This window comes from Streptomyces sp. CB01635 (assembly GCF_002803065.1).
GTDB lineage: Bacteria > Actinomycetota > Actinomycetes > Streptomycetales > Streptomycetaceae > Streptomyces.
Map to the genome: position 1 here is coordinate 11,968 of NZ_NNBL01000040.1, position 22,693 is coordinate 34,660.

Below are 22,693 nucleotides of genomic sequence, written 5' to 3' on the forward strand. Positions count from 1 at the left end.
CACGGGGTCACCGGGGCTGTTGCAGTAACGTGATCCGGCTCTCGTAGCTTCCTACGGTCTACGCGAGTAGAAATTTTGTCCGGGTAGTCTGAAGGGACCTGCTCAGCACCACACACCGGGAGTGCCAGTGGCACGCGTCGTAGTCGACGTCATGCTCAAGCCGGAGATCCTCGACCCCCAGGGCCAGGCGGTGCAGCGTGCACTGCCGCGCCTCGGTTTCGAGGGCATCTCCGACGTACGTCAGGGAAAGCGATTCGAACTCGAGGTTGACGGGCCCGTTGACGATGCCGTCCTCGCCCGTATCCACGAGTTGGCCGACACGTTCCTCGCCAACACCGTGATCGAGAACTTCACCGTGAAGGTGGAAGAACCCGCGGTGGGGGCAGAAAAGTGACCGCTCGTATTGGAGTCGTCACCTTTCCCGGATCCCTCGACGACCGGGACACGCAGCGCGCGATCCGACTCGCCGGTGCGGAACCCGTAGCCCTCTGGCACAAGGACAAGGATCTGAAGCAGGTCGACGCTGTCGTCCTGCCCGGTGGATTCTCCTACGGCGACTATCTGCGGGCGGGTGCCATCTCCCGGTTCTCGCCGGTGATGGAGAGCGTCGTCGACCAGGCCAAGGCGGGTCTTCCCGTTCTCGGTATCTGCAATGGCTTCCAGGTCCTGACCGAGGCTCATCTGCTCCCCGGCGCGATGCTCGGCAACGACCATCTGCACTTCATCTGCCGTGACCAGAAGCTGCGCGTGGAGAACACGGACACCGCCTGGACCGCCGACTACACGGCCGGCCAGGAGATCCACATCCCGCTGAAGAACATGGACGGCCGCTACGTCGCCGACGAGCGCACGCTGGACATGCTGGAGGCGGAGGGCCGCGTCGCCTTCCGTTACGTGGGCTTCAACCCGAACGGCTCGCTCCGCGACATCGCCGGCATCACGAACGAGGCGGGCAATGTCGTCGGTCTGATGCCGCACCCGGAGCACGCCGTCGAGCCGCTCGTCGGCTCCGGTCGCACCGACGGCCTCCCCTTCTTCACCTCGATCCTCAAGAAGCTGGTCGCCGCCTCATGAGCCTCGACACCGTTGAGAACGCCGCACAGACCCCCGACGTCGAGCTCCCCTGGGCCGAACTCGGCCTGAAGAAGGACGAGTACGAGCGCGTCGTGGAGATCCTCGGCCGCCGCCCGACCGGCGCCGAGCTCGCCATGTACTCCGTGATGTGGTCCGAGCACTGCTCGTACAAGTCGTCCAAGATCCACCTGCGCCAGTTCGGCGAGAAGGCGCCGCAGTCCGACGCGCTGCTCGTCGGCATCGGTGAGAACGCCGGTGTCGTGGACGTCGGCCAGGGCTACGCCGTCACCTTCAAGGTCGAGTCGCACAACCACCCGTCGTACGTCGAGCCCTACCAGGGCGCGGCCACCGGCGTCGGCGGCATCGTGCGCGACATCATCGCGATGGGCGCGCGCCCGGTCGCCGTCGTGGACCCGCTGCGCTTCGGCGCCGCCGACCACCCCGACACCAAGCGTGTCCTGCCCGGTGTCGTCGCGGGCATCGGCGGCTACGGCAACTGCCTGGGCCTGCCGAACATCGGCGGCGAGGTCGTCTTCGACGCCTGCTACCAGGGCAACCCGCTGGTCAACGCGGGCGCCATCGGCGTCATGCGGCACGAGGACATCCACCTCGCGAAGGCGTCAGGACCGGGCAACAAGGTCATCATGTACGGGGCCCGGACGGGCGGTGACGGCATCGGTGGCGCCTCGATCCTGGCCTCCGAGACCTTCGACGACGCGAAGCCCTCGAAGCGTCCCGCCGTGCAGGTCGGTGACCCCTTCCAGGAGAAGCTCCTCATCGAGTGCACCCTGGAGGCGTTCGCCGAGAAGCTCGTCGTCGGCATCCAGGACCTCGGAGCCGCCGGAATCTCCTGCGCCACCAGCGAGCTGGCGTCCAACGGCTCGGGCGGCATGCGCGTCGAGCTGGACGACGTACCGCTGCGCGACTCCACGCTCTCGCCCGAGGAAATCCTCATGAGCGAGTCGCAGGAGCGCATGTGCGCGGTCGTCGAGCCGGAGAAGGTCGCCCGCTTCCTCGAGATCTGCGAGAAGTGGGACGTCATCGCGACCGTCATCGGTGAGGTCACCGACGGCGACCGCCTGGAGATCTTCTGGCACGGCGAGAAGATCGTCGACGTCGACCCGCGCACGGTCGCCCACGAGGGCCCGACCTACGAGCGCCCGTACGCCCGCCCCGCGTGGCAGGACGCGCTCCAGGCCGACGATGCGAACAAGCTGCCGCGGCCCGCCTCCAAGGAGGAGCTGAAGGACCAGGTCCTGAAGCTGGTCGCGTCGCCCAACCAGGCGTCGAAGAAGTGGATCACCTCGCAGTACGACCACTTCGTGCAGGGCAACACCGTCCTCGCGCAGCCCGAGGACTCGGGCATGATCCGCATCGACGAGGAGTCGGGGCTCGGCGTCGCCATCGCGACCGACGGCAACGGCCGTTACGCGAAGCTCGACCCGTACCACGGCGCGCAGCTCGCCCTCGCCGAGGCGTACCGGAACGTCGCGACGACCGGCGCCAAGCCGCTCGCGATCTCCGACTGCCTGAACTTCGGTTCGCCCGAGGACCCGGACGTCATGTGGCAGTTCGTCGAGGCCATCCGCGGTCTCGCCGACGCCTGCCAGATCCTCGGCACCCCGGTGACCGGCGGAAACGTCTCGCTGTACAACCAGACGGGCGAGGCGGCGATCCACCCGACGCCGGTCGTGGCCGTGCTCGGTGTCATCGACGATGTCGCCCGCCGCACGCCGGTCGCCTTCAGGGAAGAGGGCCAGCTCCTCTACCTGCTCGGCGACACCCGCGAGGAGTTCGGCGGCTCGGCCTGGTCGCAGGTCGTCCACGACCACCTCGGCGGTCTGCCGCCGCAGGTCGACCTGGAGCGGGAGCGGCTGCTCGCCGACATCCTGATCTCGGCGTCCCGCGACGGCATGATCGACGCCGCGCACGACCTGTCCGACGGCGGTCTGATCCAGGCCGTGGTCGAGTCGGCGATGCTCGGCGACAAGGGCGCGCGGCTCATCGTGCCCGACGGCCTGGACGCGTTCACGTTCCTGTTCTCCGAGTCGGCGGGCCGCGCGGTCGTCGCCGTCCCGCGGAGCGAGGAGCTGCGCTTCACCGACATGTGCGGCGCACGCGGCCTCCCGGCCACCCGCATCGGCGTGGTCGACGGCGACACGGTCGACCTCCAGGGCGAGTTCGCCCTCTCCCTCACGGAACTCCGCGAGGCCCACGAGGCGACGATCCCGGCGCTGCTGGCCTGACGATCGTCCCCGTACGAACGCGAAGGCCCCACTCGGCTGTGAACTGCCGGGTGGGGCCTTCGCGTTGAGCGCCCCACGGGCAGGTGTGAGGCGCCGTCCCGCACGCACCCTGCTGGTAGCTTCGATGACTCGCAGGCCGGGATCGGGGGGTGGAGGAGCGATGGACGTGCCGCGCCGTGTGCGCAAGTCCGTCAACGTACTGCTGTGCCTGGTCGCCGTGGCGGGGATCGGGTGGAGCGGCCGCGAGATCTGGCAGGTCTGGCAGGGCCGGCACCAGATCGACGAGGCCTGCGCGGGGATCGTGCCGCCCGGGCGGGTGCTCGCGCTCTCGCCGGCGGGCGGCACTCTCTCGCACCGACAGGCGGACGAGGGCACGATCGAACTCGACGCCGGCCTGCCGCAGGACTGTGAGATCTTCAGCACCGAGGCGGGCGAGAAGCACGGCACCAGCAGCGGCGAACGGTGGTTCTTCACGGGCACGGTGGGTGCGCTGCCGGAACAGTCTGTGGTCACCGACGACCCGCTGGAAGAACTCGTGGACTTCAACGGAGACCCCACCTACCCCGTCCAGCCGCTCGGCGCGGTGTGGCGGGCGTGGTGGGGGACACGGGGGTCATGGTCCAACTCCCCTGCCCGAAGGGACGGTCCAACGGAGTTCCGGTCACGGACCTGTGGGCGCGGGCCGAACTGATGGACCCTGGCCCGCATTTCACCGAGAAAGGCCAGCTCGGCGCGCACGACCGGCAGACGCTCGCGAAGGCCGCGGTCACCATGGCCAACCGTCTCGCCGAGCGGCTCGGCTGCGCCGAACGGCTGCCCGATCCTCCGTCTGACATCCCCGCCTTGACCGAGGGCCCGGTCCCGGCAGCGCGCGCCGACGGTACCTGCGCCTGGTACGGGAAGGCGGGCCTCTCCCGCCGGCCGGGGCTCCCCGACCAGGTCCTCCAGAGCCGTGCGGACGACAGGTTGTGGGACGAGAGCTGCGGCCTCGTCCTCGGCGGGAGCCGCGCCCGGGCGCTCTGGCTGGCCGGGACGAAGGATCACGAACACCTCATCAGCCCGAAGCGGCCGGGCCAGTACTTCGTCTCCCTCCACACCTACGCGGGAGAGGAAGCCACAACCATCAGGCTCAGCCGCACCGACTACGACGAGCCCGCGGACGAGGCCGAACCGGGCAAGGCGGGCCGCAGCAGCGAGGAACCGGTCTGGTGGGCCTCATCCGAGTGCGACGGGCGACCGCAGATCCACACCATGACCGCCGCCTACGGCTACGACGACCTGATGACCCCCGCCCTCGAGAAGGTCTTCCGGGCCTACGTCGACGACGTCACCGAGCGCCGCGGCTGCTCGCAGGTCAAGTTCCCCGCCGCCTCGACGTTCCAGACGGAACCCGACGGGGCCTAGGCCCCACGTCCGCGAGGAACGCATGCCGGTCGCGGCATAGGCTCCCCCCATGCCACCGGCCAAGAAGCGCGCCCGCTCCTATGACTCCGCCAAGACCCGGACGGCGGTGCTCGCACAGTTCGCCCTCGTACGGGATGCAGTGGCGAGCCTCACGCAGGAGCAGCTCAGCGCCCCGACCCGGCTCGGTGACTGGACCGTGCGGGAGCTGGCGGCGCACTTCACGATGGCGGTCGGCGCGGTGGTCAGGGGGCTGGAGATGCCCGAGCCGGCCAAGCATGAACTCCCGCTCCTGGACTGGCCGTCGGGGACCGCTACCGAGTCCGCCGCCATCGCCGACGGCACCCGCGAACTCGCCGCGAGCGCCACACCCGAGGAACTCTTCGCGCGCACTACGGCCCGTCTTGAGACGGCCCTCGCCGAGGCCCCGGACACCCGCCTCGTCCCCACGCGGTTCGGCGCCATGCCCCTCGCCGACTTCCTCGTCACCCGTACCGTCGAACTCGTCGTCCACACCGACGACCTGAACGACGCGCTGCCCGGACTCGATGTCCCCTACGACCGTCAGGCGCTCGCCGCCTGTACGAGGTTGCTCGCCGACGCCCTCGCCGTGAAGGCGCCCGGCGCGTCGACCGAGGTGCGGATCCCGCCGTTCGCCGTCGTCCAGTGCGTCGAGGGCCCCCGCCACACCCGCGGCACCCCGCCGAACGTCGTCGAGACGGACCCGCTCACCTGGATCCGCCTCGCCACCGGACGCGTCGAGTGGCGCGCCGCCGTGGACGACGCGAAGGTCAGCGCGAGCGGCGAGCGGGCCGATCTCAGCAAGCTGCTGCCCCTCATGAGCTGACCCGATGGCGGATCGGGGGAACCGATCCGACCGCCCCGCCCGTCCAACCGCCATGCACAAGCAATCCCGGAACCTCACCGTCCTGGCCGCGCTCCTGCCCCTCGCGGCCGTCGCAGCGTGCGGATCACAGACCGTGTCCGTCGCGGGTGCGCCCGTCACCGGGGTCCGCTGGGACGTCGAGAGCGTCACCGTCGACGGCGCGACGACACAGGCCCCCGAGAGCACCTACGTGGAGTTCCCCTCGGCGGACCGGGCGCGCGGCAACAACGGCTGCAACAGCTTCGACGCGGAGGCCGAGATCGACGGCGACACGATCCGTATCGGCAGGACCGCCGTGACGATGACGATGTGCACCGACAAGAAGCAGCGGGACTTCGAGAAGACGTTCAGCCGCGCCATCGGCGGCAGCAACAGGGCCAGGACCGACGGTGACCACCTCACCCTCACCACCGACGACGGCGACACGATCGCCCTGGTCAAGGACCGTCCGGCGCCGCTGACCGGCACCGAGTGGACCGTCACGAGCCTGCTCTCCGACGACGTCGCGACCTCGCTGCCCAAGGAGGTCGCGGGCCGCGCCACGATGACCTTCGAGAAGGACGGCCGGGAGGGCGCCGCCACCGGAAACCTCGGTTGCAACTGCTTCCGCGCGAAGGCCGAGTTCCGCGACGGCCACCTCACGCTCGGCAGGCCCGTCACCACCCGCATGCTCTGCCAGGGCCCGCGCATGGACACCGAGCGCGCCCTCCTGAAGCTCTTCGCCCAGAAGCTGTCGTACGAGGTCCAGGGCCGCACCCTCACGCTGACGGCTCCCGACGGAACCGGCGCCGCGGCGGGAGCGGGCCGGGACTGACCGGACAGCGCCCGCACCCCGCGCCCCGCAACCCGCCCCCGCCTCCGCAGCGAATTCCGTCACACTCGTCACCGTCCACGCGCCCGGCGCCGCCCCCACCGGCACCCACCGCCCTGCACCCGCCGCCGGCGCCGCACCCGAGCCCGCCCAGCCATGCCCGTAGCACACGAAGAACCAGGTCAGCATCATGATCGCGCCGAATGGCCGGGACGGGCGGAAGGGGGCGGGCGGGGGCCGGCGCACCCCCGGACATGGGCTTCACGGACGGGCGCCACCGGCTCGACCAGGCGCGGGATCACGTTCGCCAATTCGGACCAGTGGTCGATCTCGCCTACACTCGGTGGCGTGCCACGTGGTGACGGTCGACTCAATCATGATCTGCTCCCCGGCGAGAAAGGCCCCCAGGACGCTTGTGGCGTCTTCGGTGTCTGGGCTCCCGGTGAAGAGGTCGCCAAGCTGACTTACTTCGGGCTCTACGCCCTCCAGCATCGAGGTCAGGAATCCGCGGGGATCGCGGTGAGCAATGGCTCCCAGATTCTCGTCTTCAAGGACATGGGCCTCGTGTCCCAGGTCTTCGACGAGACCTCTCTCAGCTCTCTCCAAGGTCATATCGCGGTCGGTCACGCCCGCTACTCGACCACCGGCGCCTCCGTGTGGGAGAACGCCCAGCCGACGTTCCGCGCCACCGCGCACGGCTCGATCGCGCTCGGCCACAACGGCAACCTGGTCAACACGGCGCAGCTCGCCGAGATGGTCGCGGCCCTCCCCAAGGAGAACGGCCGCAACACCCAGCTCGCGGCGACCAATGACACCGACCTCGTCACCGCGCTCCTCGCGGGCCAGGTCGACGACGACGGCAAGCCGCTGACCATCGAAGACGCCGCCGCCAAGATCCTTCCGGAGGTTCAGGGCGCCTTCTCCCTCGTCTTCATGGACGAGCACACCCTCTACGCGGCCCGCGACCCGCAGGGCATCCGCCCGCTGGTCCTCGGCCGGCTCGAGCGCGGCTGGGTCGTCGCCTCCGAGTCCGCCGCCCTCGACATCTGCGGCGCCAGCTACGTGCGCGAGATCGAGCCGGGCGAGTTCGTCGCCATCGACGAGAACGGCCTGCGCACGTCCCGATTCGCAGAAGCGAAGCCCAAGGGCTGTGTCTTCGAGTACGTGTACCTGGCCCGCCCCGACACCGACATCGCCGGGCGGAACGTGTACCTCTCCCGCGTGGAGATGGGCCGCAAACTCGCCAAGGAAGCACCGGTCGAGGCCGACCTGGTCATAGCGACGCCGGAATCGGGCACTCCCGCCGCGATCGGTTACGCGGAGGCCTCCGGCATTCCGTTCGGCGCCGGACTGGTCAAGAACGCGTACGTCGGCCGGACCTTCATCCAGCCCTCGCAGACCATCCGGCAGCTCGGTATCCGGCTGAAGCTCAACCCGCTCAAGGAAGTCATCAAGGGCAAGCGCCTGGTCGTCGTCGACGACTCGATCGTGCGCGGCAACACCCAGCGCGCCCTGGTCCGCATGCTCCGCGAAGCGGGCGCGGCCGAGATCCACATCCGGATCTCCTCTCCCCCCGTGAAGTGGCCGTGCTTCTTCGGCATCGACTTCGCGACGCGCGCCGAGCTGATCGCCAACGGCATGTCGATCGACGAGATCGGCAAGTCCCTGGGCGCCGACTCCCTCTCCTACATCTCCATCGACGGCATGATCGAGGCCACGACCATCGACAAGCCGAACCTCTGCCGCGCCTGCTTCGACGGCGAGTACCCGATGGACCTTCCCGACCCCGAGCTGCTCGGCAAGCAGCTCCTGGAGACCGAGCTCGCGGCAGGACCGGCGAACACCGCCGCCACCGACGCCCTCCGTCGCCCGTAAGACCCCCGTCGTACGACACGAAAGTTCTCAAGCCATGTCTGAGACACCTGGTGCCAGCTATGCGTCCGCGGGCGTCGACATCGAAGCGGGCGACCGCGCCGTCGAACTGATGAAGGAGTGGGTGAAGAAGACGCAGCGCCCCGAGGTCGCCGGCCTCGGCGGTCTCGGCGGATTCGCCGGCCTCTTCGACGCCTCCGCCTTCAAGCGTTACGAGCGTCCGCTGCTCGCCTCCGCCACGGACGGAGTCGGCACGAAGGTCGACATCGCCCGCCGCCTCGGCGTGTACGACACCATCGGTCACGACCTCGTCGCGATGGTCATGGACGACATCGTGGTGTGCGGCGCCGAGCCGCTGTTCATGACCGACTACATCTGCGTCGGCAAGGTGCACCCCGAGCGTGTCGCCGCGATCGTGAAGGGCATCGCAGAGGGCTGTGTCCTCGCCGGCTGCTCCCTCGTCGGCGGCGAGACCGCGGAGCACCCGGGCCTGCTCGGCGCGGACGACTTCGATGTCGCGGGCGCCGGCACCGGCGTCGTGGAGGCCGACCGGCTGCTCGGCCCGGATCGTATCCGTACGGGTGACGCGGTGATCGCCATGGCGTCCTCCGGCCTTCACTCGAACGGGTACTCGCTGGTCCGCCACGTCCTCTTCGACCGCGCGAACCTGAAGCTCGACCAGCACATCGAGGAGCTCGGCCGCACGCTCGGCGAGGAGCTTCTGGAGCCCACCAAGATCTACTCGCTGGACTGCCTGGCACTGACCCGCACCACGGACGTCCACGCGTACAGCCACATCACGGGCGGCGGCCTCGCGGCCAACCTGGCCCGGGTCATCCCGGACGGCCTGCACGCCACCGTGGACCGCTCCACGTGGGCGCCCGGCGCGATCTTCGACCTCGTCGGCAAGGCCGGCGCGGTGGAGCGCCTGGAGCTCGAGAAGACGCTGAACATGGGCGTCGGCATGATGGCGATCGTCCCCCAGGACGCGGTGGACTCGGCGCTCGCGACGCTCGCCGACCGCGGCGTGGACTCGTGGGTCGCCGGTGAGATCACCGAGCGCGGCGAGCACGTCACGGGCGCGGCGCTCACGGGTGACTACAGCAAGTAAGGCCCGCAGGGCAGCACAAAACCCGGTCCGGCGGTGTGACCACCCCGGACCGGGTGAAGTGCAGTTGCTACGAAAACGAGAACTGCGAAGAACTACTGCTGGACTGCAGACTGCAGGACTGCGAGGTCAAGCGCCGCGGCGCTGCGGCGAGGGACCGGACTCATCTGAGTCCTCGTCATCCTCGTCGTCGTTATACAGATCCGCGTACTGGGCGTACGGGTCGTCTTCCTCGTCGTCGTCCTCGAACGGCTCGCCATTCGGCGGCTGATTCGAGGTCGAAGCGCCCAGCTCATTGGCCAGACGCGACAGATCAGTCCCGCCGCTGCTGTACTTCAGCTGGCGGGCGACCTTCGTCTGCTTGGCCTTTGCCCGGCCGCGCCCCATGGCTCGACCCCCTCGGTGACGGGGCTCGACGGCCCCAGAGTCTTGACACGCGTTCATGATCTCGAACGGGCTCTCCGCAGAGAGACCCGTCCTTAGGGCTTCCACGGTACCTGCTCCCGCGGCCATACGGTACGTCGCCCGCAGGACGCGCCTGGGCGCAGGACCAGCAAGGTGCCCTGTCCTCGCTGGTCAGCTGCGATTTTAACCTCTTCTTGGCGGGCGACCCGCCGACGGGCGTGAGTCTTGTCTCCCGCATCCGCCGCCGGGCCGCTCCCGGGCACCCCGAACGTCAGCGGCGGCGGGCCTCCGCCATGCGCTGCTCGGCGATCCGGTCGGCCGCGGCGGCCGGCGGAATCCCGTCCGCCTTCGCACGAGCGAATATGGCCAGCGTCGTGTCGAAGATCTTCGCCGCCTTGGCCTTGCACCGGTCGAAGTCGAAGCCGTGCAGCTCGTCGGCGACCTGGATCACTCCGCCGGCGTTCACGACGTAGTCGGGCGCGTAAAGGATCCCGCGGTCGGCGAGGTCCTTCTCCACGCCCGGGTGGGCGAGCTGGTTGTTGGCCGCGCCGCAGACGATCTTCGCAGTGAGGACGGGGACGGAGTGGTCGTCGAGCGCGCCGCCCAGGGCGCACGGAGCGTAGATGTCGAGACCCTCGGTACGGATGAGCGTCTCGGTGTCCGCCACGGCCCGGACGGACGGGTGCTTGTCCTGAATCCGCCGTACGGACTCCGCGCGCACGTCCGTGATCACGACTTCGGCGCCGTCCGACAGGAGGTGCTCCACGAGGTGGTGGCCGACCTTGCCGACGCCCGCGACGCCGACCTTGCGGTCGCGCAGCGTCGGGTCGCCCCACAGGTGCTGGGCGGAGGCCCGCATGCCCTGGAAGACGCCGAAGGCGGTGAGCACGGACGAGTCGCCGGCGCCGCCGTTCTCGGGCGAGCGCCCGGTCGTCCAGCGGCACTCGCGCGCGACGACGTCCATGTCGGCGACGTAGGTGCCGACGTCGCACGCCGTCACGTAGCGCCCGCCGAGGGAGGCGACGAAGCGGCCGTAGGCGAGCAGCAGTTCCTCGCTCTTGATCGTCTCGGGGTCACCGATGATCACGGCCTTGCCGCCGCCGTGGTCGAGGCCGGCCATGGCGTTCTTGTACGACATCCCGCGCGAGAGGTTCAGGGCGTCGGCGACGGCCTCCGCCTCGCTCGCGTACGGGTAGAAGCGGGTGCCGCCGAGGGCGGGGCCCAGGGCGGTGCTGTGGATGGCGATGACGGCCTTGAGGCCACTGGCGCGGTCCTGGCAGAGCACGACTTGCTCATGGCCGCCCTGATCCGATCGGAACAGGGTGTGCAGAACATCGGCAGGGGCGCCGGTTACGTCGGTCACTGTGGTGACTCCCGGTCAAGTAGCGGCGGTTGGAGACGGTGCCCGTACGGGTGGCGGGTCCCGTTGGGCAAGAGACTAGAGCCTGCGCCGAGCCGCCAGATGCGCAGTGCCGGGGATCACCCTCTCCCGGAGTACGCGCGTGTCCGGCCAGGTGCGATCAGCTTCGGCCATGGGACGATTTGCAGTGTTTTCCAGGCGCAGGCCGGGGGAGGGAGCAGCCGTGCCCAAGGTGTCGTCGGTGACCGTGCCCTACGCGTCGTATCTACGCGTGTACGAACCCCTCGCGGCGTTCCCCGAGCCCGAGCGGAGCCACTGGGAGCGCTATGCGCAGCGCCGCGAGCGCCCCTCCTACCAGGACGAACTGCGCCGCTCGCTGGCCGACTTGCTGCCCACCCCGCCGGTGCCCGTGCCGGTCCACGAGAGCGACGACGCGTTCGTCATCGAGACGGACGGTGTGGTGTGCGTGTGTCCCTGGCGCACGCGACTGCGCGGCTGGCAGGCGCTGGACGAGCTGCCGGGGCGCCTGCCGACACCCGTGCTGGACGCGGTGCTCCCGCCGGTGGTCCGCCGGCAGTCCGCCGCGGACTACGAGCGCTGGCTGGCCCGCAACCCCGACGCCCGCCCCTGGATCCGCACGTCCACCTGGCAGATCCCGCTGAACTGGTTCGTGCTCGTCGCGGACGAGGAGCGCGAGTACGGCAAGGGGGCCGCGGACGGCGAGGCGCCGGTGCTGCGCTACCGCACGCCGATGGTGCAGGCGCGCCGCCGGGTCGCGCGGGGGCTTCGCACGCTGCGGGACACGATGGACGAGGGGCCGCTGATCGACGGCCTGGTGGATGTGGGGCGCTGGCTCGAAGAGTTCCATCCGCGTTCATTCGTCGAACTCGACTACGGCGGCCTGGTGCACGCCTTGTCCGCGGAGGATCTGGATGGTGATCATTCCGCTGCGGACGTGGCGGAGGGGATCGAGGCGCTGCGGCGCGGTGATGGTGACGGTGCAGAAGCGGCGTACGCGCGGCTGATGGAACGTTGGCGTGCGGTGCGGGACCGGCAGTTCGCGAACTGACCGGACAGACGTGCGGGGACGTAGGTCCTGAACCGGGCTTTTGCCTCAAGCGTGATGGACCGCACTTACTTCTCCCTTGCGTCCATCGCCCCCCCTCGTGCCAAAATAGGACAAGGAGTCCGGGGAGGACTCCATCCGGTTGCTTTCGTCCGCGTTCAGCCGGAATCTCAGCATTGCACGCTATGGGGGGTCTCGTGACTCCTGGCGCCACTGTGACTGATCGTCACAGTGGCGTGACTGTCCGCTATGGCATGGTCCATCGGCTTCCGTCGCTGATGAACACCTGGGAGGGCAATTCCATCGGTTTGGCCGACGCGGCTGGACGGATGGTGTAGTTGTAGTGCCGAGGACAAGCCGTTCGTCCTATAACCGACTCGACTCGCGTCCGCCATTTCGGGCAACGCGGGTCAAGGTGCAGAATTTAGAGGAATGAACCGAGAAGGTTCGGTTCTCCCGAGGAGGCCGCTCATGACCGCTCGCACCCCTGATGCCGAGCCGCTGCTGACCCCGGCTGAGGTCGCCACGATGTTCCGCGTCGACCCGAAGACGGTGACGCGCTGGGCAAAGGCTGGCAAGCTCACGTCGATTCGCACGCTCGGCGGGCATCGCCGCTACCGCGAGGCGGAGGTCCGCGCACTGCTCGCGGGCATTCCGCAGCAGCGCAGCGAGGCCTGAACAACTGAATAAAACGGGCGTTCCGGGCTCCCCAGCCCTTTTCGCGCCCAACCTATAGCTCCACACGACGCGGGTCTGCCCCAACAGGCCCACGCCTGCTCATGCTTCAAGGGTGCGTCGTCGATCGCGCTGGACTCCGCCGGGTCCAGCGCGATTTTTTTTATGCGCGGATCCGTGCGGGCCGGGTGGCCTGTGGGGTGCCTGTGCGTGGCTTTGTGGGCGGCCCTGTGGGTCCCTGATGGAGCGCCTGTGGCGGTCTGCCGGGGAGTGCCGGCGGGTGCTCGGCGGGTCGCCGGAGAGGTCCGTCGGAGGGGTCGCGGGGTGGGCCTTCGGGAGTGCCCCGGCGGGCCCTGAGGGTGGTGCAATTGCACATATTAAATTGAGGTGTTGTAGGGCGGGTGTAAGAAACGCTGTTTCCAAAACTGATCCCGTGATGCCCGTCACACGCTCGAACACTTGTTGCTGGCGAGGCCCTTGAGTTAGAGGGGATTCGCGTGGCGGTGTCCGTCGTTCTCCCCCAGGCTCCCACCAGTTGGGGCCGCCGTCCGGCGCCTTTGGTCATGCGGTGGGGGGACTTTCGTCCTCCGTGGCCCCCCGGTCCCTCTCGCGGCCCCCTGCGGGCTCTCTGCCGGGCTCCAGGGCGAGGCGCAGGAGTTGGTGGCAGACGGGGCAGTGCCGGGTCAGATGGCGGTAGCCGGAGGCGGCGGAGAGGTGGGCACGCAGCAGAGCGCGCGTCTCGTGCCGGGCGGATGCCGCCATGCGTCACCTCCGGGTCGGGAATCCCTGCTGTCTGAGTACCGGGGGAGCGGGACGCAGTCAAGACGCCCGGGGGCGGGGCGCGGGGGCACGGACGCGCGGGGCCGGGCCTCACGGGCGGGCGCGCACACGACTGAGGCCCGCATCCCTTGCGGGATGCGGGCCTCAGTCTTACGTGCGGTCCTGACGGGATTTGAACCCGCGGCCTCCACCTTGACAGGGTGGCGAGCACTCCAAACTGCTCCACAGGACCTTGCTTGCGGCACTTGGTGTTGCTCTGTGCTGCGAGATGAGACTGTACAGCAGCGCAGGCCCGGCGGTCGAACTCACTTAACGTGCCCGGTCCGTTACGGCGCTGCCGCGTCGATCGCCTTCACGATCCGCTTGTCCGAGACGGGGTACGCGGTGCCGAGCGCGTGGGCGAAGTAGCTGACCCGCAGCTCCTCCAGCATCCAGCGGATGTCCAGGACTTCCTGCGGCACGGGCCGCCCCTGCGGCATCTGTTCGAGCAGCCACGCGTACTCGTCCTGCATCTCGTGGACCTTCTCCATGCGCGACGTGTCCCGCTGGACGTTCGTCGGCATCTGCGTCAGGCGCCGGTCGGCCGCGACCAGGTAGCGCACCAGGTCGGGCAGGCGCCGCAGGCCGGTGTCCGTGACGAAGCCGGGGCGGATCAGGGCCGTCAACTGGGTCCGCACGTCCGTGAGGTTGGCGAGCAGCGTCGGGCTCTTCGTGGACTTCAGGCGGCGCTCGCAGGCCTGCCAGGCGGCGAGCACCTGTTGTACCTGGCCCACCGTCCGTACGGTCGTGTCGACGATCTCGGCGCGCACCTTGTCGTAGAGCTTCCGGTACGACTCCTCGTCCCAGGCCGGGCCGCCGAAGTCCGCGATGAGCTTGTCGCAGGAGGCCATGGCGCAGTCGTCGAAGAGCGCCTGGACCGTGCCGTGCGGGTTCGCGGACAGGGCGAGCTTCTGGGGGTTGGTCAGCTTGTCCGAGGCGAACTTGCCCGGGTTGACCGGGATGTTGCGCAGGATCAGCCGGCGCGTGCCCTTCCACATCGCCTGCTGCTGCTCGGCCTCCGTGTCGAAGAGGCGGACGGAGACCGTGTCCCCGTCGTCGACCAACGCCGGGTACGCCTTGACGGGCTGGCCGGCGCGCCGGGTCTCGAAGACACGGCTGAGCGTGCCGATCGTCCAGTCCGTGAGGCCCGAGCGCTCCACGGACGCGCCGCCCGAGCGCTCGGCCGTGGCCGCTGCCGCCTGCGAGATCGCCTTGCGGGCCTTCGGCTTGAGGCGGAGCTTGAGCGCCTCCAGGTCCTTGTCCTCGCCGAGGGTCCTGCGCCGCTCGTCGACGATCCTGAACGTGATCTTCAAGTGGTCGGGTACGCGGGACAGGTCGAAGTCGTCCGGGGTGACGGGGACGCCGACCATGCGCTGGAGCTCGCGGGCGAGCGTGGTGGGCAGGGCCTCCTGCTGTGTTGCCTGGCGGCCATCGGCCGACGGCACAGCCCGCTCCAGGAACGCCTTCGCGTAGTTCGGCGCCGGGACGTAGTGCCGGCGGACCGGCTTGGGCAGGGAGCGGATCAGCTCCGTGACCACGTCCTCGCGCAGGCCCGGGATCTGCCAGTCGAAGCCCTCGGACGTGACCTGGTTGAGCACCTGGAGCGGTACGTGGACGGTCACACCGTCCGCGTCCGCACCCGGCTCGAACTGGTACGTCACCCGGAACTTCAGCGGACCCTGGCGCCACGAGTCCGGATAGTCGTCCTTGGTGATGGCCTCCGCCGACTCGCGGATGAGCATCGAGCGCTCGAAGTCGAGGAGTTCGGGCTCGTCCTGCTTCTTGTGCTTCCACCAGCTGTCGAAGTGGGCGCCCGAGACGACATGGTCCGGGATCCGCTGGTCGTAGAAGTCGAAGAGCGTCTCGTCGTCGACGACGATGTCGCGGCGGCGGGCACGGTGCTCCAGCTCCTCGACCTCGGTGAGCAGCCTGCGGTTGTCCGAGAAGAACTTGTGGTGCGTGCGCCAGTCCCCCTCGACGAGCGCGTTCCTGATGAACAGCTCGCGGCTCACCTCGGGGTCGATGCGCCCGTAGTTCACCTTGCGCTGGGCGACGAGCGGGACGCCGTACAGCGTCACCTTCTCGTACGCCATCACGGCCGCCTGGTCCTTCTCCCAGTGCGGCTCGCTGTACGTGCGCTTGAGGAGGTGCTCGGCGAGGGGCTCGACCCACTCCGGCTCGATCTTCGCGTTGACGCGGGCCCACAGCCGCGACGTCTCGACGAGCTCGGCGGACATGATGAAGCGCGGGGGCTTCTTGAAGAGGGCGGAGCCGGGGAAGACGGCGAACTTGGCGTTGCGCGCGCCCAGGTACTCGTTCCGCCCGCCGCGTTGCTTGGGGTCCTTGTCCGTGGACTCCTTCACGTCCTTCATCCCGATGTGGGAGAGCAGGCCGGCGAGCAGCGAGATGTGGACCTGCTGGTCGGGGGCGTCAGCACCCGCCGAAGGCTCCTCCAGATGAAGGCCCATCTGCTTGGCGACCGTACGCAGCTGCGTATAGATGTCCTGCCACTCGCGGATGCGCAGGAAGTTCAGGTACTCCGACTTGCACATGCGGCGGAACGCGGACGAGCCGAGCGTCTTCTGCTGCTCGCGCACATAGCGCCAGAGGTTGAGGAACGCCAGGAAGTCGGACGTCTCGTCCTTGAAGCGGGCGTGCTGCTGGTCCGCCTGCGCCTGCTTGTCGCTGGGGCGCTCGCGCGGGTCCTGGATGGACAGCGCGGCCGCGATCACCATGACCTCGCGCACGCAGCCGTTCTTGTCGGCCTCCAGGACCATCCGGGCCAGGCGCGGGTCCACCGGCAGCTGGGCGAGCTTGCGGCCCTGCTCGGTGAGGCGTTTACGGACGTCCTTCTCCGCCGGGTTCAGCGCGCCCAGCTCCTGGAGGAGCTGCACGCCGTCGCGGATGTTGCGGTGGTCCGGCGGGTCGATGAAGGGGAACTTCTCGATGTCGCCGAGCCCGGCCGCGGTCATCTGGAGGATGACGGAGGCGAGATTCGTACGGAGGATCTCCGCGTCCGTGAACTCGGGGCGGGCGACGAAGTCGTCCTCCGAGTACAGGCGGATGCAGATGCCGTCCGACGTACGGCCGCAGCGGCCCTTGCGCTGGTTGGCGCTGGCCTGGCTGATCGCCTCGATGGGCAGGCGCTGCACCTTCGTGCGGTGCGAGTACCGCGAGATGCGGGCGGTGCCCGGGTCGATCACGTACTTGATGCCGGGGACGGTCAGCGAGGTCTCCGCGACGTTCGTCGCGAGGACGATGCGGCGGAGCGAGCCCGAGGGGCGCTGGAAGACGCGGTGCTGCTCCGCGTGCGACAGGCGTGCGTAGAGCGGCAGGACCTCGGTGAACCGGAACTTCTTCTTCTCCAGCGCGTCCGCCGTGTCGCGGATCTCGCGCTCCCCGGACAGGAAGACGAGGATGTCGCCCTTGCCCTCGCCCTGGAGCTCCTCGACGGCGTCGGTGATCGCAGTGATCTGATCACGGTCGGCGTCGTCCGAATCCTCTTCGAGCAGGGGTCTGTAGCGCACCTCGACCGGATACGTACGGCCGCTGACCTCGACGATCGGGGCGTCACCGAAGTGGCGGGAGAAGCGCTCGGGGTCGATCGTCGCCGACGTGATGACGACCTTCAGGTCCGGGCGCCTGGGCAGCAGCTGCGCCAGATAACCGAGCAGGAAGTCGATGTTCAGGGACCGCTCGTGGGCCTCGTCGATGATGATCGTGTCGTACGCGCGCAGCTCGCGGTCCGTCTGGATCTCGGCGAGCAGGATGCCGTCCGTCATCAGCTTCACGAACGTGGCGTCCGGGCTGACCTGGTCCGTGAAGCGGACCTTCCAGCCGACGGCCTCGCCCAGCGGGGTGTCCATCTCGTCCGCGATCCGCTCGGCGACCGTGCGGGCCGCGAGCCGGCGGGGCTGGGTGTGCCCGATCATGCCGCGCACGCCGCGGCCGAGTTCGAGACAGATCTTGGGGATCTGGGTCGTCTTGCCGGAGCCGGTCTCGCCCGCGACGATCACGACCTGGTGATCGCGGATCGCGTCGGCGATCTCTGCCTTCTTCTGGCTGACGGGGAGCTGCTCGGGATACGTGATCTCGAGCGCCTCGTACCGGCCGCGGCGCTGCGCCGTCCGGGCCTCGGCCTTCTCGGCCTCCGCCTCGATCTCGGCGAGCACGGCGGCCCGGGCTTCGGGCTTGCGGATGCGGCGCGCGCCTTCGAGCCTGCGGCCGAGCCGGTGCGCATCGCGCAGGGACAGCTCGGACAGGCGCTGGGCGAGGGTGCCGAGGACGGGGGCAGGCTGCGTAGACATACGTCCTTCAGGATCTCACCTCCGGGAAACGGGTGGCGAATGGTTTTGACGTGGGCCGGTATCAGTGGAGACCGGAGCGTTTGCCGATGAAGGTCCGATATGGGTGTTTTAACGTGTCCATATGTCTGAGCCGAGCGACGACGATCACGATCACGGCGCACACGACCACGGCGCGCACGGGCGCGTGCCGACGCGCGGGGAGCGCTGGGAGGACTTCAAGAAGTCGCCGTTCCTGCCCGCGACCGTCCTCGTGTTCATCATCGCGGCCGCCGCGGGCCTCTTCGCGGGGTCGTACACCTACACGATGGCGAACCCGACGCCGCACCGGATTCCCACGGCGGTGGTGGGCGCGGCGAACGCGAAGCACGGTGGGACGGCGTTCCTGGCCGGCATGGAGAAGGCGCTGAACGCGTCCCTCGAAGTGCACCTGTACGACAGCGTCGCGGCGGCCGTCGAGGGCGTGGACCAGCAGAAAGTCTTCGCGATCCTCGACGTACGGCAGGGGGACCGCGTGGCGCTCAAGGTCTCGGGAGCCTCCGGCGCCTCGGTGGCGCAGGTCCTTGCCGAGACCACCCCGCAGGTCGGCGCCGCACTCGGGGTCCCGGTCACCGTGACCGACATCAAACCGCTGCAGAAGGGCGACCCGCGCGGCCTCGCGATCTTCTACATCTCGCTGGCTGCCGTCATCATCGGCTTCGTCGGCGCGATCCAGCTGAGCGTTCAAGCGAGCGCCCTCAACCCGCTGGAGCGCATCGCGTACACCGCGGTGTACGCGATGCTCGGGGGCTTCGTGATCGCCGCGGTCGTGGACTGGTGGCTGGGCGCGCTCGATCTGCCGTTCGCCGAGTCCTGGGCCATCCTCGCGCTGACGATGTTCACGTCGGGGATGGTCTTCACGATGTTCAACACGCTGGTCGGCCGCTGGGCGATGATCCCGACCTGGGGGCTGATGGTGCTCCTCGGCAACCCGTCGTCGGGCGGCGCGGTGTCGTGGCCGCTGCTGCCGTCGGTGCTCGGCCGCATCGGGCGGTGGCTGCCGCCGGGCGGCTCCGTGAACGCGCAGCACACGGCCGTGTACTTCGGCGGGCACCAGCACGTGTTCCCGTTCCTGGTCCTCACGGCATGGGCCCTGCTGTCGACCACGATCTTCTGGGTCTGGCGCCACCGCCACCCGGGCGGCCGAACGACGGAACCGGCCCATGCCGGGGCGCCGGGGGCGTGACCCTGTCGGGTGACTGCGCCCGGATACGCCGAAAGCCCCGTCGGAGACAGGGCTTTCGGAAGATCGCTCGGGCGGTGCGCCGCTGGGAAAACGCAACAGGCCCCGTCCGGGGACGGGGCCTGAATCTTGTGGCTGGGGCCGGGATCGAACCGGCGACCTATCGCTTTTCAGGCGATCGCTCGTACCAACTGAGCTACCCAGCCACGCGGTTCGCGAACGAATCGCAGCGGTCCTGACGGGATTTGAACCCGCGGCCTCCACCTTGACAGGGTGGCGAGCACTCCAAACTGCTCCACAGGACCAAGCTGTTGTGCGACACAAGTGTCGCACAGGATGTTGCGTGCCCCCAACGGGATTCGAACCCGTGCTACCGCCTTGAAAGGGCGGCGTCCTGGGCCACTAGACGATGAGGGCAAAACTACTGGCCTTGCTGCTTCTGCGTCTATCGCCCAGAAGAGGACGTGAGAAGCATGTGACTCCGCTTCCCCCCAAGAGGTTCCGCTTCTTCCTCGACCTCTGGAGGTCTTGGAACGGTCAAGCCCCGACCGGCGCCCTTGGGCACGTCGCAGACTGTACTACGGCGTTTCGGTGTCAGCCAAACCGAATAGGCGAGGGTGCGGGCGAGCCCGTGGGCGGCGTCGGCGAGGGGGTCGCGCCCGGCTGGTTCTCCTTGGGCAGATGGCGGCTGACCTGTGCCGTCGTCAGGCCGAGGCCGCCCAGTTCGATCTCGTCCCAGGCCTGCAGACGGCGCGTGTCGCGGTCCAGATAGAGGACCGACGCCTGCACCGGGTCGGGGGAGCCGTCGTCGACGGCGCGCAGGCCGCTGCCGCCGGTCGAGCCCTCGATACGCAGCCGCGTGCCCAGCTTCATCACCTCGGTCGCTTCGTGGTGGATGTGGCCCGCGAGGACCAGCGGGACCGTGCCGTCCGTCTCGCGGGCGGCCACCGGGTTGTGGGCGATCGCGATGTCCACCGGCGTGCCCGCCTCCCGCTGGTCGCGCAGCGCGGAGGCGAGCCGGATGCCCGCCATGCGCTCGGCCGGGTCGCCCTGCGCCTTGACCGCGCGGTCCGGCGTGTACTGGGGGTCCCCGGTGCCGGCGAAGCGCAGTCCGGCGACGGTGACCGCCTTGCCGTTGTCGAGGACGCGGACGTTCCTGATGTGTGAGAGGTAGCGCTGGGTGGTCGCCGAGTCGTGGTTGCCGCGGACCCAGATGTACGGGGCGCCGAGGTCCTTGATCGGGTCGAGGAACGGGTTCTCGGCCGCCGAGCCGTGGTCCATCGTGTCGCCGGAGTCGACGATCACCGAGATGTCGTACTGCTTGACGAGCGAGGAGATGATCTTCCAGCTGGCCGGGTTGAGATGGATGTCCGAGACGTGCAGGACGCGGATCGTGGACGGGTCCGGCCGGTAGGCGGGGAGCGTCGACGTCACGTCGTAGAGCTTGGTCACATTGGTCACCAGGCGCGCCAACTCCTTTTGGTAGACGTCGAATTCGGTGACGATCGAGCGCGCGTTGCCGACCACCGAGGGGGCCGAGGAGAGCAGGCCCGAGAACTTCGGCTCCAGGACCGACTTGGGGTTCCAGGTCGCGTACGCCGCCCCTCCCGAGGCCGCCAGGAGGGCGAGCGCGAGGCCGCCGGCGCCGAGCGCGCGGCGGGGGCGGCGGTAGACGGCGAGGCCGAGCGCGGTGGCGCCGGAGACGACGGCGACGCAGGAGCGCAGGGCGAGGTCGAGGGTGCCGTGCTCGACGTCGCGGGTGACCTCGTCCTGGAGGCCCGAGAGGCGCTCGGGGTGGTCGACCAGGGCCTGGGAGCGGACCGGGTCGAGGCGGTCGACGTCCACGTCGAGGCGGATGGGGGCCGTGTGCGACTTGAGTTCCAGGGAGCCCAGCGGCGAGACGTTGATCTTCGTGCCGCCGGTCAGGGACGGGCGCAGCGTCATGCGGGTGTCCATCGGGCCCACCGGGACGCGGACGTTCCCCACGACGAGCAGGCCGAGCCACGCGCCCATGAGGACGACGGCCGCGAGGCCCAGGGCGCGGAGGTACGGGCGGGGCTGGAGGGTGAGATCGCCGGTGGGGCGGGGGCGGCGGGCGCGATGGTGGCGGCCCACCGCGGCGGGGATGTTCCGCAGGGCGGACAGGGCGGCGACAGCGGGGACGCGGGCCATTGGTCCCGTATGCCCATGCGGATGGTCCCGTATGCCCGGACGGACAGGTCGATCTGGCGGCGAGTGGCCGACAATGGCCGTGTGCTGGAGATGACGCGCGAGGAGTTCGAGGAACTGGTCGCCGAAGCCCTGGACCGGATTCCGCCGGAGCTGACGCGGCTCATGGACAACGTGGCGGTGTTCGTCGAGGACGAGCCCGCCGCCGGGGAACCTGAGCTGCTCGGCCTCTACGAAGGGACGCCGCTGACGGACCGGGGTGAGTGGTACGCGGGCGTGCTGCCCGACCGCATCACCATCTACCGGGGACCCACACTGCGGATGTGCGAGTCCCGCGAAGACGTCGTCGCGGAGACGGAGATCACCGTGGTCCACGAGATCGCCCACCACTTCGGGATCGACGACGCGCGGCTGCACGCCCTCGGATACGGGTGACGGCCGGGCGGTGAGCGGGCGTGTCCTCTTGCGGGGGACGGGAGTTGGGAACGGTGACGCCGGTCTTTTCGGCGGTTCCCGTCTCGCTTCAGCTCCAGCTTTTCAGCGCCCCGGAGGTGCTCGCCCGTGCGCCAGCTGTCCGTACCCCCTCGTCTGGTCCGACTGGCCGCGGCGGTGGTGGCCGTCACGGCGGCGACCACCGGCTGCATGAGCGTCGCCCACGAGGGGGGCGGGACCGCCCCGTCGCACTCGGCGGGGCGGCACGGCGGGCGGGCGGCGCCGGACGGCGGGGCGGTGGTCCCCGGGGGCGGCGAGGGGCGGGCCGGGGGCCGGGAAGGCGCGAAGGGGGCGTCGTCGCCGAGCGGCACCGCGTCCGATGCGGCCTCGCACGCCGCCTCGCCCTCCGCGAGTCCCTCCAACGGCGCAACGGGTCCGGTGAAGCCCTCGGCGAGCGGGCGGACCACGCCACCGTCCCGGCCGACCCCGACGCGCACCGCGCCGGACACGCCCACGCCGACCCCGGACACCCCCACGCCGACGCCGGACCCGACCACCGCGGAGCCCTCGTCGTCGGCGCACGAACAGGCGTCGGCCCGGGTGCAGGTCGACCGGGAGCCGGCGCCGCGGGCGGGGATGCCTGCGTAGGACTTGCCCAGGGGGCGGGTGTGAGCGGGGTCTCAGGGGATCGGTTTGCGCGAGGGGGCGGTGGGTGACTATGGTGGTAGATCGTTTGATCCCATTTGCCCGGCGCCGTTAAGAGAGCGCCGCGTGGCGCGTTCTCTCCCCAGCCGTGGCTGGACCGCATTGAGGCGGTCGATTGCGAAATTCACGGAGTTGACG

General features: G+C 69.6%; 19 protein-coding genes and 4 tRNA genes. 14 read left to right on the forward strand and 9 right to left on the reverse strand.

The window, feature by feature from the left end; translation table 11 throughout:
• The first annotated feature begins 127 nt into the window (after positions 1-127).
• From purS to purM, 9 genes are all read left to right on the forward strand, one after another.
• Positions 128-394, forward strand: a complete 267-nt coding sequence (gene purS, locus CG723_RS42675) for a phosphoribosylformylglycinamidine synthase subunit PurS (protein ID WP_100598945.1) — start codon at positions 128-130, stop codon at positions 392-394.
• Complete coding sequence (gene purQ, locus CG723_RS42680) at positions 391-1,074, forward strand: phosphoribosylformylglycinamidine synthase subunit PurQ (RefSeq protein WP_100598946.1); 684 nt, start codon at positions 391-393, stop codon at positions 1,072-1,074. Before purS ends, purQ begins: the two co-directional genes overlap by 4 nt.
• A complete protein-coding gene (purL, locus tag CG723_RS42685; RefSeq protein ID WP_100598947.1) occupies positions 1,071-3,320 on the forward strand; it encodes a phosphoribosylformylglycinamidine synthase subunit PurL in 2,250 nt (749 codons plus the stop codon). Before purQ ends, purL begins: the two co-directional genes overlap by 4 nt.
• A gap of 166 nt (positions 3,321-3,486) precedes the next feature.
• A complete protein-coding gene (locus CG723_RS48420) occupies positions 3,487-4,011 on the forward strand; it encodes a hypothetical protein (protein WP_234374833.1) in 525 nt (174 codons plus the stop codon).
• A complete protein-coding gene (locus CG723_RS48425) occupies positions 3,936-4,724 on the forward strand; it encodes a hypothetical protein (protein ID WP_234374834.1) in 789 nt (262 codons plus the stop codon). Before CG723_RS48420 ends, CG723_RS48425 begins: the two co-directional genes overlap by 76 nt.
• A 49-nt stretch (positions 4,725-4,773) precedes the next feature.
• A complete protein-coding gene (locus tag CG723_RS42695; protein ID WP_100598948.1) occupies positions 4,774-5,568 on the forward strand; it encodes a maleylpyruvate isomerase family mycothiol-dependent enzyme in 795 nt (264 codons plus the stop codon).
• Between the two features lie 52 nt (positions 5,569-5,620).
• The gene (locus tag CG723_RS42700) at positions 5,621-6,421 is read left to right on the forward strand and encodes an META domain-containing protein (RefSeq protein ID WP_159032683.1); all 801 of its coding nucleotides are present in this window, start codon (positions 5,621-5,623) and stop codon (positions 6,419-6,421) included.
• 345 nt (positions 6,422-6,766) lie between these two features.
• Positions 6,767-8,293 carry an amidophosphoribosyltransferase gene (gene purF, locus CG723_RS42705; RefSeq protein WP_100598950.1) on the forward strand — a complete coding sequence of 509 codons (1,527 nt, stop codon included), beginning with the start codon at positions 6,767-6,769 and terminating at the stop codon, positions 8,291-8,293.
• Positions 8,294-8,327: 34 nt separating this feature from the next.
• On the forward strand, positions 8,328-9,401 hold the full coding sequence (gene purM / locus CG723_RS42710; RefSeq protein ID WP_100598951.1) for a phosphoribosylformylglycinamidine cyclo-ligase: 1,074 nt from the start codon (positions 8,328-8,330) through the stop codon (positions 9,399-9,401).
• Positions 9,402-9,527: 126 nt separating this feature from the next.
• Here the strand turns inward: purM and CG723_RS42715 are convergent, their stop codons facing one another.
• Both CG723_RS42715 and CG723_RS42720 read right to left on the reverse strand, forming a co-directional pair.
• Positions 9,528-9,785 carry a DUF3073 domain-containing protein gene (locus tag CG723_RS42715; RefSeq protein ID WP_100598952.1) on the reverse strand — a complete coding sequence of 86 codons (258 nt, stop codon included), beginning with the start codon at positions 9,783-9,785 and terminating at the stop codon, positions 9,528-9,530.
• Positions 9,786-10,074: 289 nt separating this feature from the next.
• The gene (locus CG723_RS42720) at positions 10,075-11,166 is read right to left on the reverse strand and encodes a Leu/Phe/Val dehydrogenase (protein ID WP_100598953.1); all 1,092 of its coding nucleotides are present in this window, start codon (positions 11,164-11,166) and stop codon (positions 10,075-10,077) included.
• Positions 11,167-11,386: 220 nt separating this feature from the next.
• On the opposite strand from CG723_RS42720, the gene CG723_RS42725 reads away from it, so the two are divergent.
• Together CG723_RS42725 and bldC are read left to right on the forward strand one after the other, a co-directional pair.
• A complete protein-coding gene (locus CG723_RS42725) occupies positions 11,387-12,232 on the forward strand; it encodes a hypothetical protein (protein ID WP_100598954.1) in 846 nt (281 codons plus the stop codon).
• Positions 12,233-12,700: 468 nt separating this feature from the next.
• On the forward strand, positions 12,701-12,907 hold the full coding sequence (bldC, locus tag CG723_RS42730; RefSeq protein ID WP_003949541.1) for a developmental transcriptional regulator BldC: 207 nt from the start codon (positions 12,701-12,703) through the stop codon (positions 12,905-12,907).
• Positions 12,908-13,465: 558 nt separating this feature from the next.
• Here the strand turns inward: bldC and CG723_RS42735 are convergent.
• From CG723_RS42735 to hrpA, 3 genes are all read right to left on the reverse strand, one after another.
• The gene (locus tag CG723_RS42735; protein WP_100598955.1) at positions 13,466-13,666 is read right to left on the reverse strand and encodes a DUF6274 family protein; all 201 of its coding nucleotides are present in this window, start codon (positions 13,664-13,666) and stop codon (positions 13,466-13,468) included.
• 175 nt (positions 13,667-13,841) lie between these two features.
• Positions 13,842-13,916 (reverse strand) — tRNA-Asp (locus CG723_RS42740).
• 94 nt (positions 13,917-14,010) lie between these two features.
• On the reverse strand, positions 14,011-18,030 hold the full coding sequence (hrpA, locus tag CG723_RS42745) for an ATP-dependent RNA helicase HrpA (RefSeq protein ID WP_100598956.1): 4,020 nt from the start codon (positions 18,028-18,030) through the stop codon (positions 14,011-14,013).
• 121 nt (positions 18,031-18,151) lie between these two features.
• Between hrpA and CG723_RS42750 the strand changes: the two genes are divergently transcribed.
• A complete protein-coding gene (locus tag CG723_RS42750; protein WP_100598957.1) occupies positions 18,152-19,252 on the forward strand; it encodes a hypothetical protein in 1,101 nt (366 codons plus the stop codon).
• Positions 19,253-19,381: 129 nt separating this feature from the next.
• Here CG723_RS42750 and CG723_RS42755 read toward each other — a convergent pair.
• The 4 genes from CG723_RS42755 to CG723_RS42770 all read right to left on the reverse strand — a co-directional run bounded on the left by CG723_RS42755 (position 19,382) and on the right by CG723_RS42770 (position 21,421).
• Positions 19,382-19,455: transfer RNA gene (locus CG723_RS42755), tRNA-Phe, on the reverse strand.
• A gap of 24 nt (positions 19,456-19,479) precedes the next feature.
• A tRNA-Asp gene (locus CG723_RS42760) sits at positions 19,480-19,554 on the reverse strand.
• Positions 19,555-19,593: 39 nt separating this feature from the next.
• Positions 19,594-19,666: transfer RNA gene (locus tag CG723_RS42765), tRNA-Glu, on the reverse strand.
• A 177-nt stretch (positions 19,667-19,843) separates the two neighbouring features.
• Positions 19,844-21,421 (reverse strand): metallophosphoesterase family protein, encoded by a 1,578-nt coding sequence (locus tag CG723_RS42770; RefSeq protein WP_100598958.1) that lies wholly within the window; start codon positions 21,419-21,421, stop codon positions 19,844-19,846.
• A gap of 81 nt (positions 21,422-21,502) precedes the next feature.
• Between CG723_RS42770 and CG723_RS42775 the strand changes: the two genes are divergently transcribed.
• Together CG723_RS42775 and CG723_RS42780 are read left to right on the forward strand one after the other, a co-directional pair.
• Entirely contained in the window at positions 21,503-21,853 is a 351-nt protein-coding gene (locus CG723_RS42775; protein WP_199842109.1) for a metallopeptidase family protein, read from the forward strand.
• A 126-nt stretch (positions 21,854-21,979) separates the two neighbouring features.
• Entirely contained in the window at positions 21,980-22,498 is a 519-nt protein-coding gene (locus tag CG723_RS42780; RefSeq protein WP_100598960.1) for a hypothetical protein, read from the forward strand.
• The last annotated feature ends 195 nt before the right edge of the window (positions 22,499-22,693 follow it).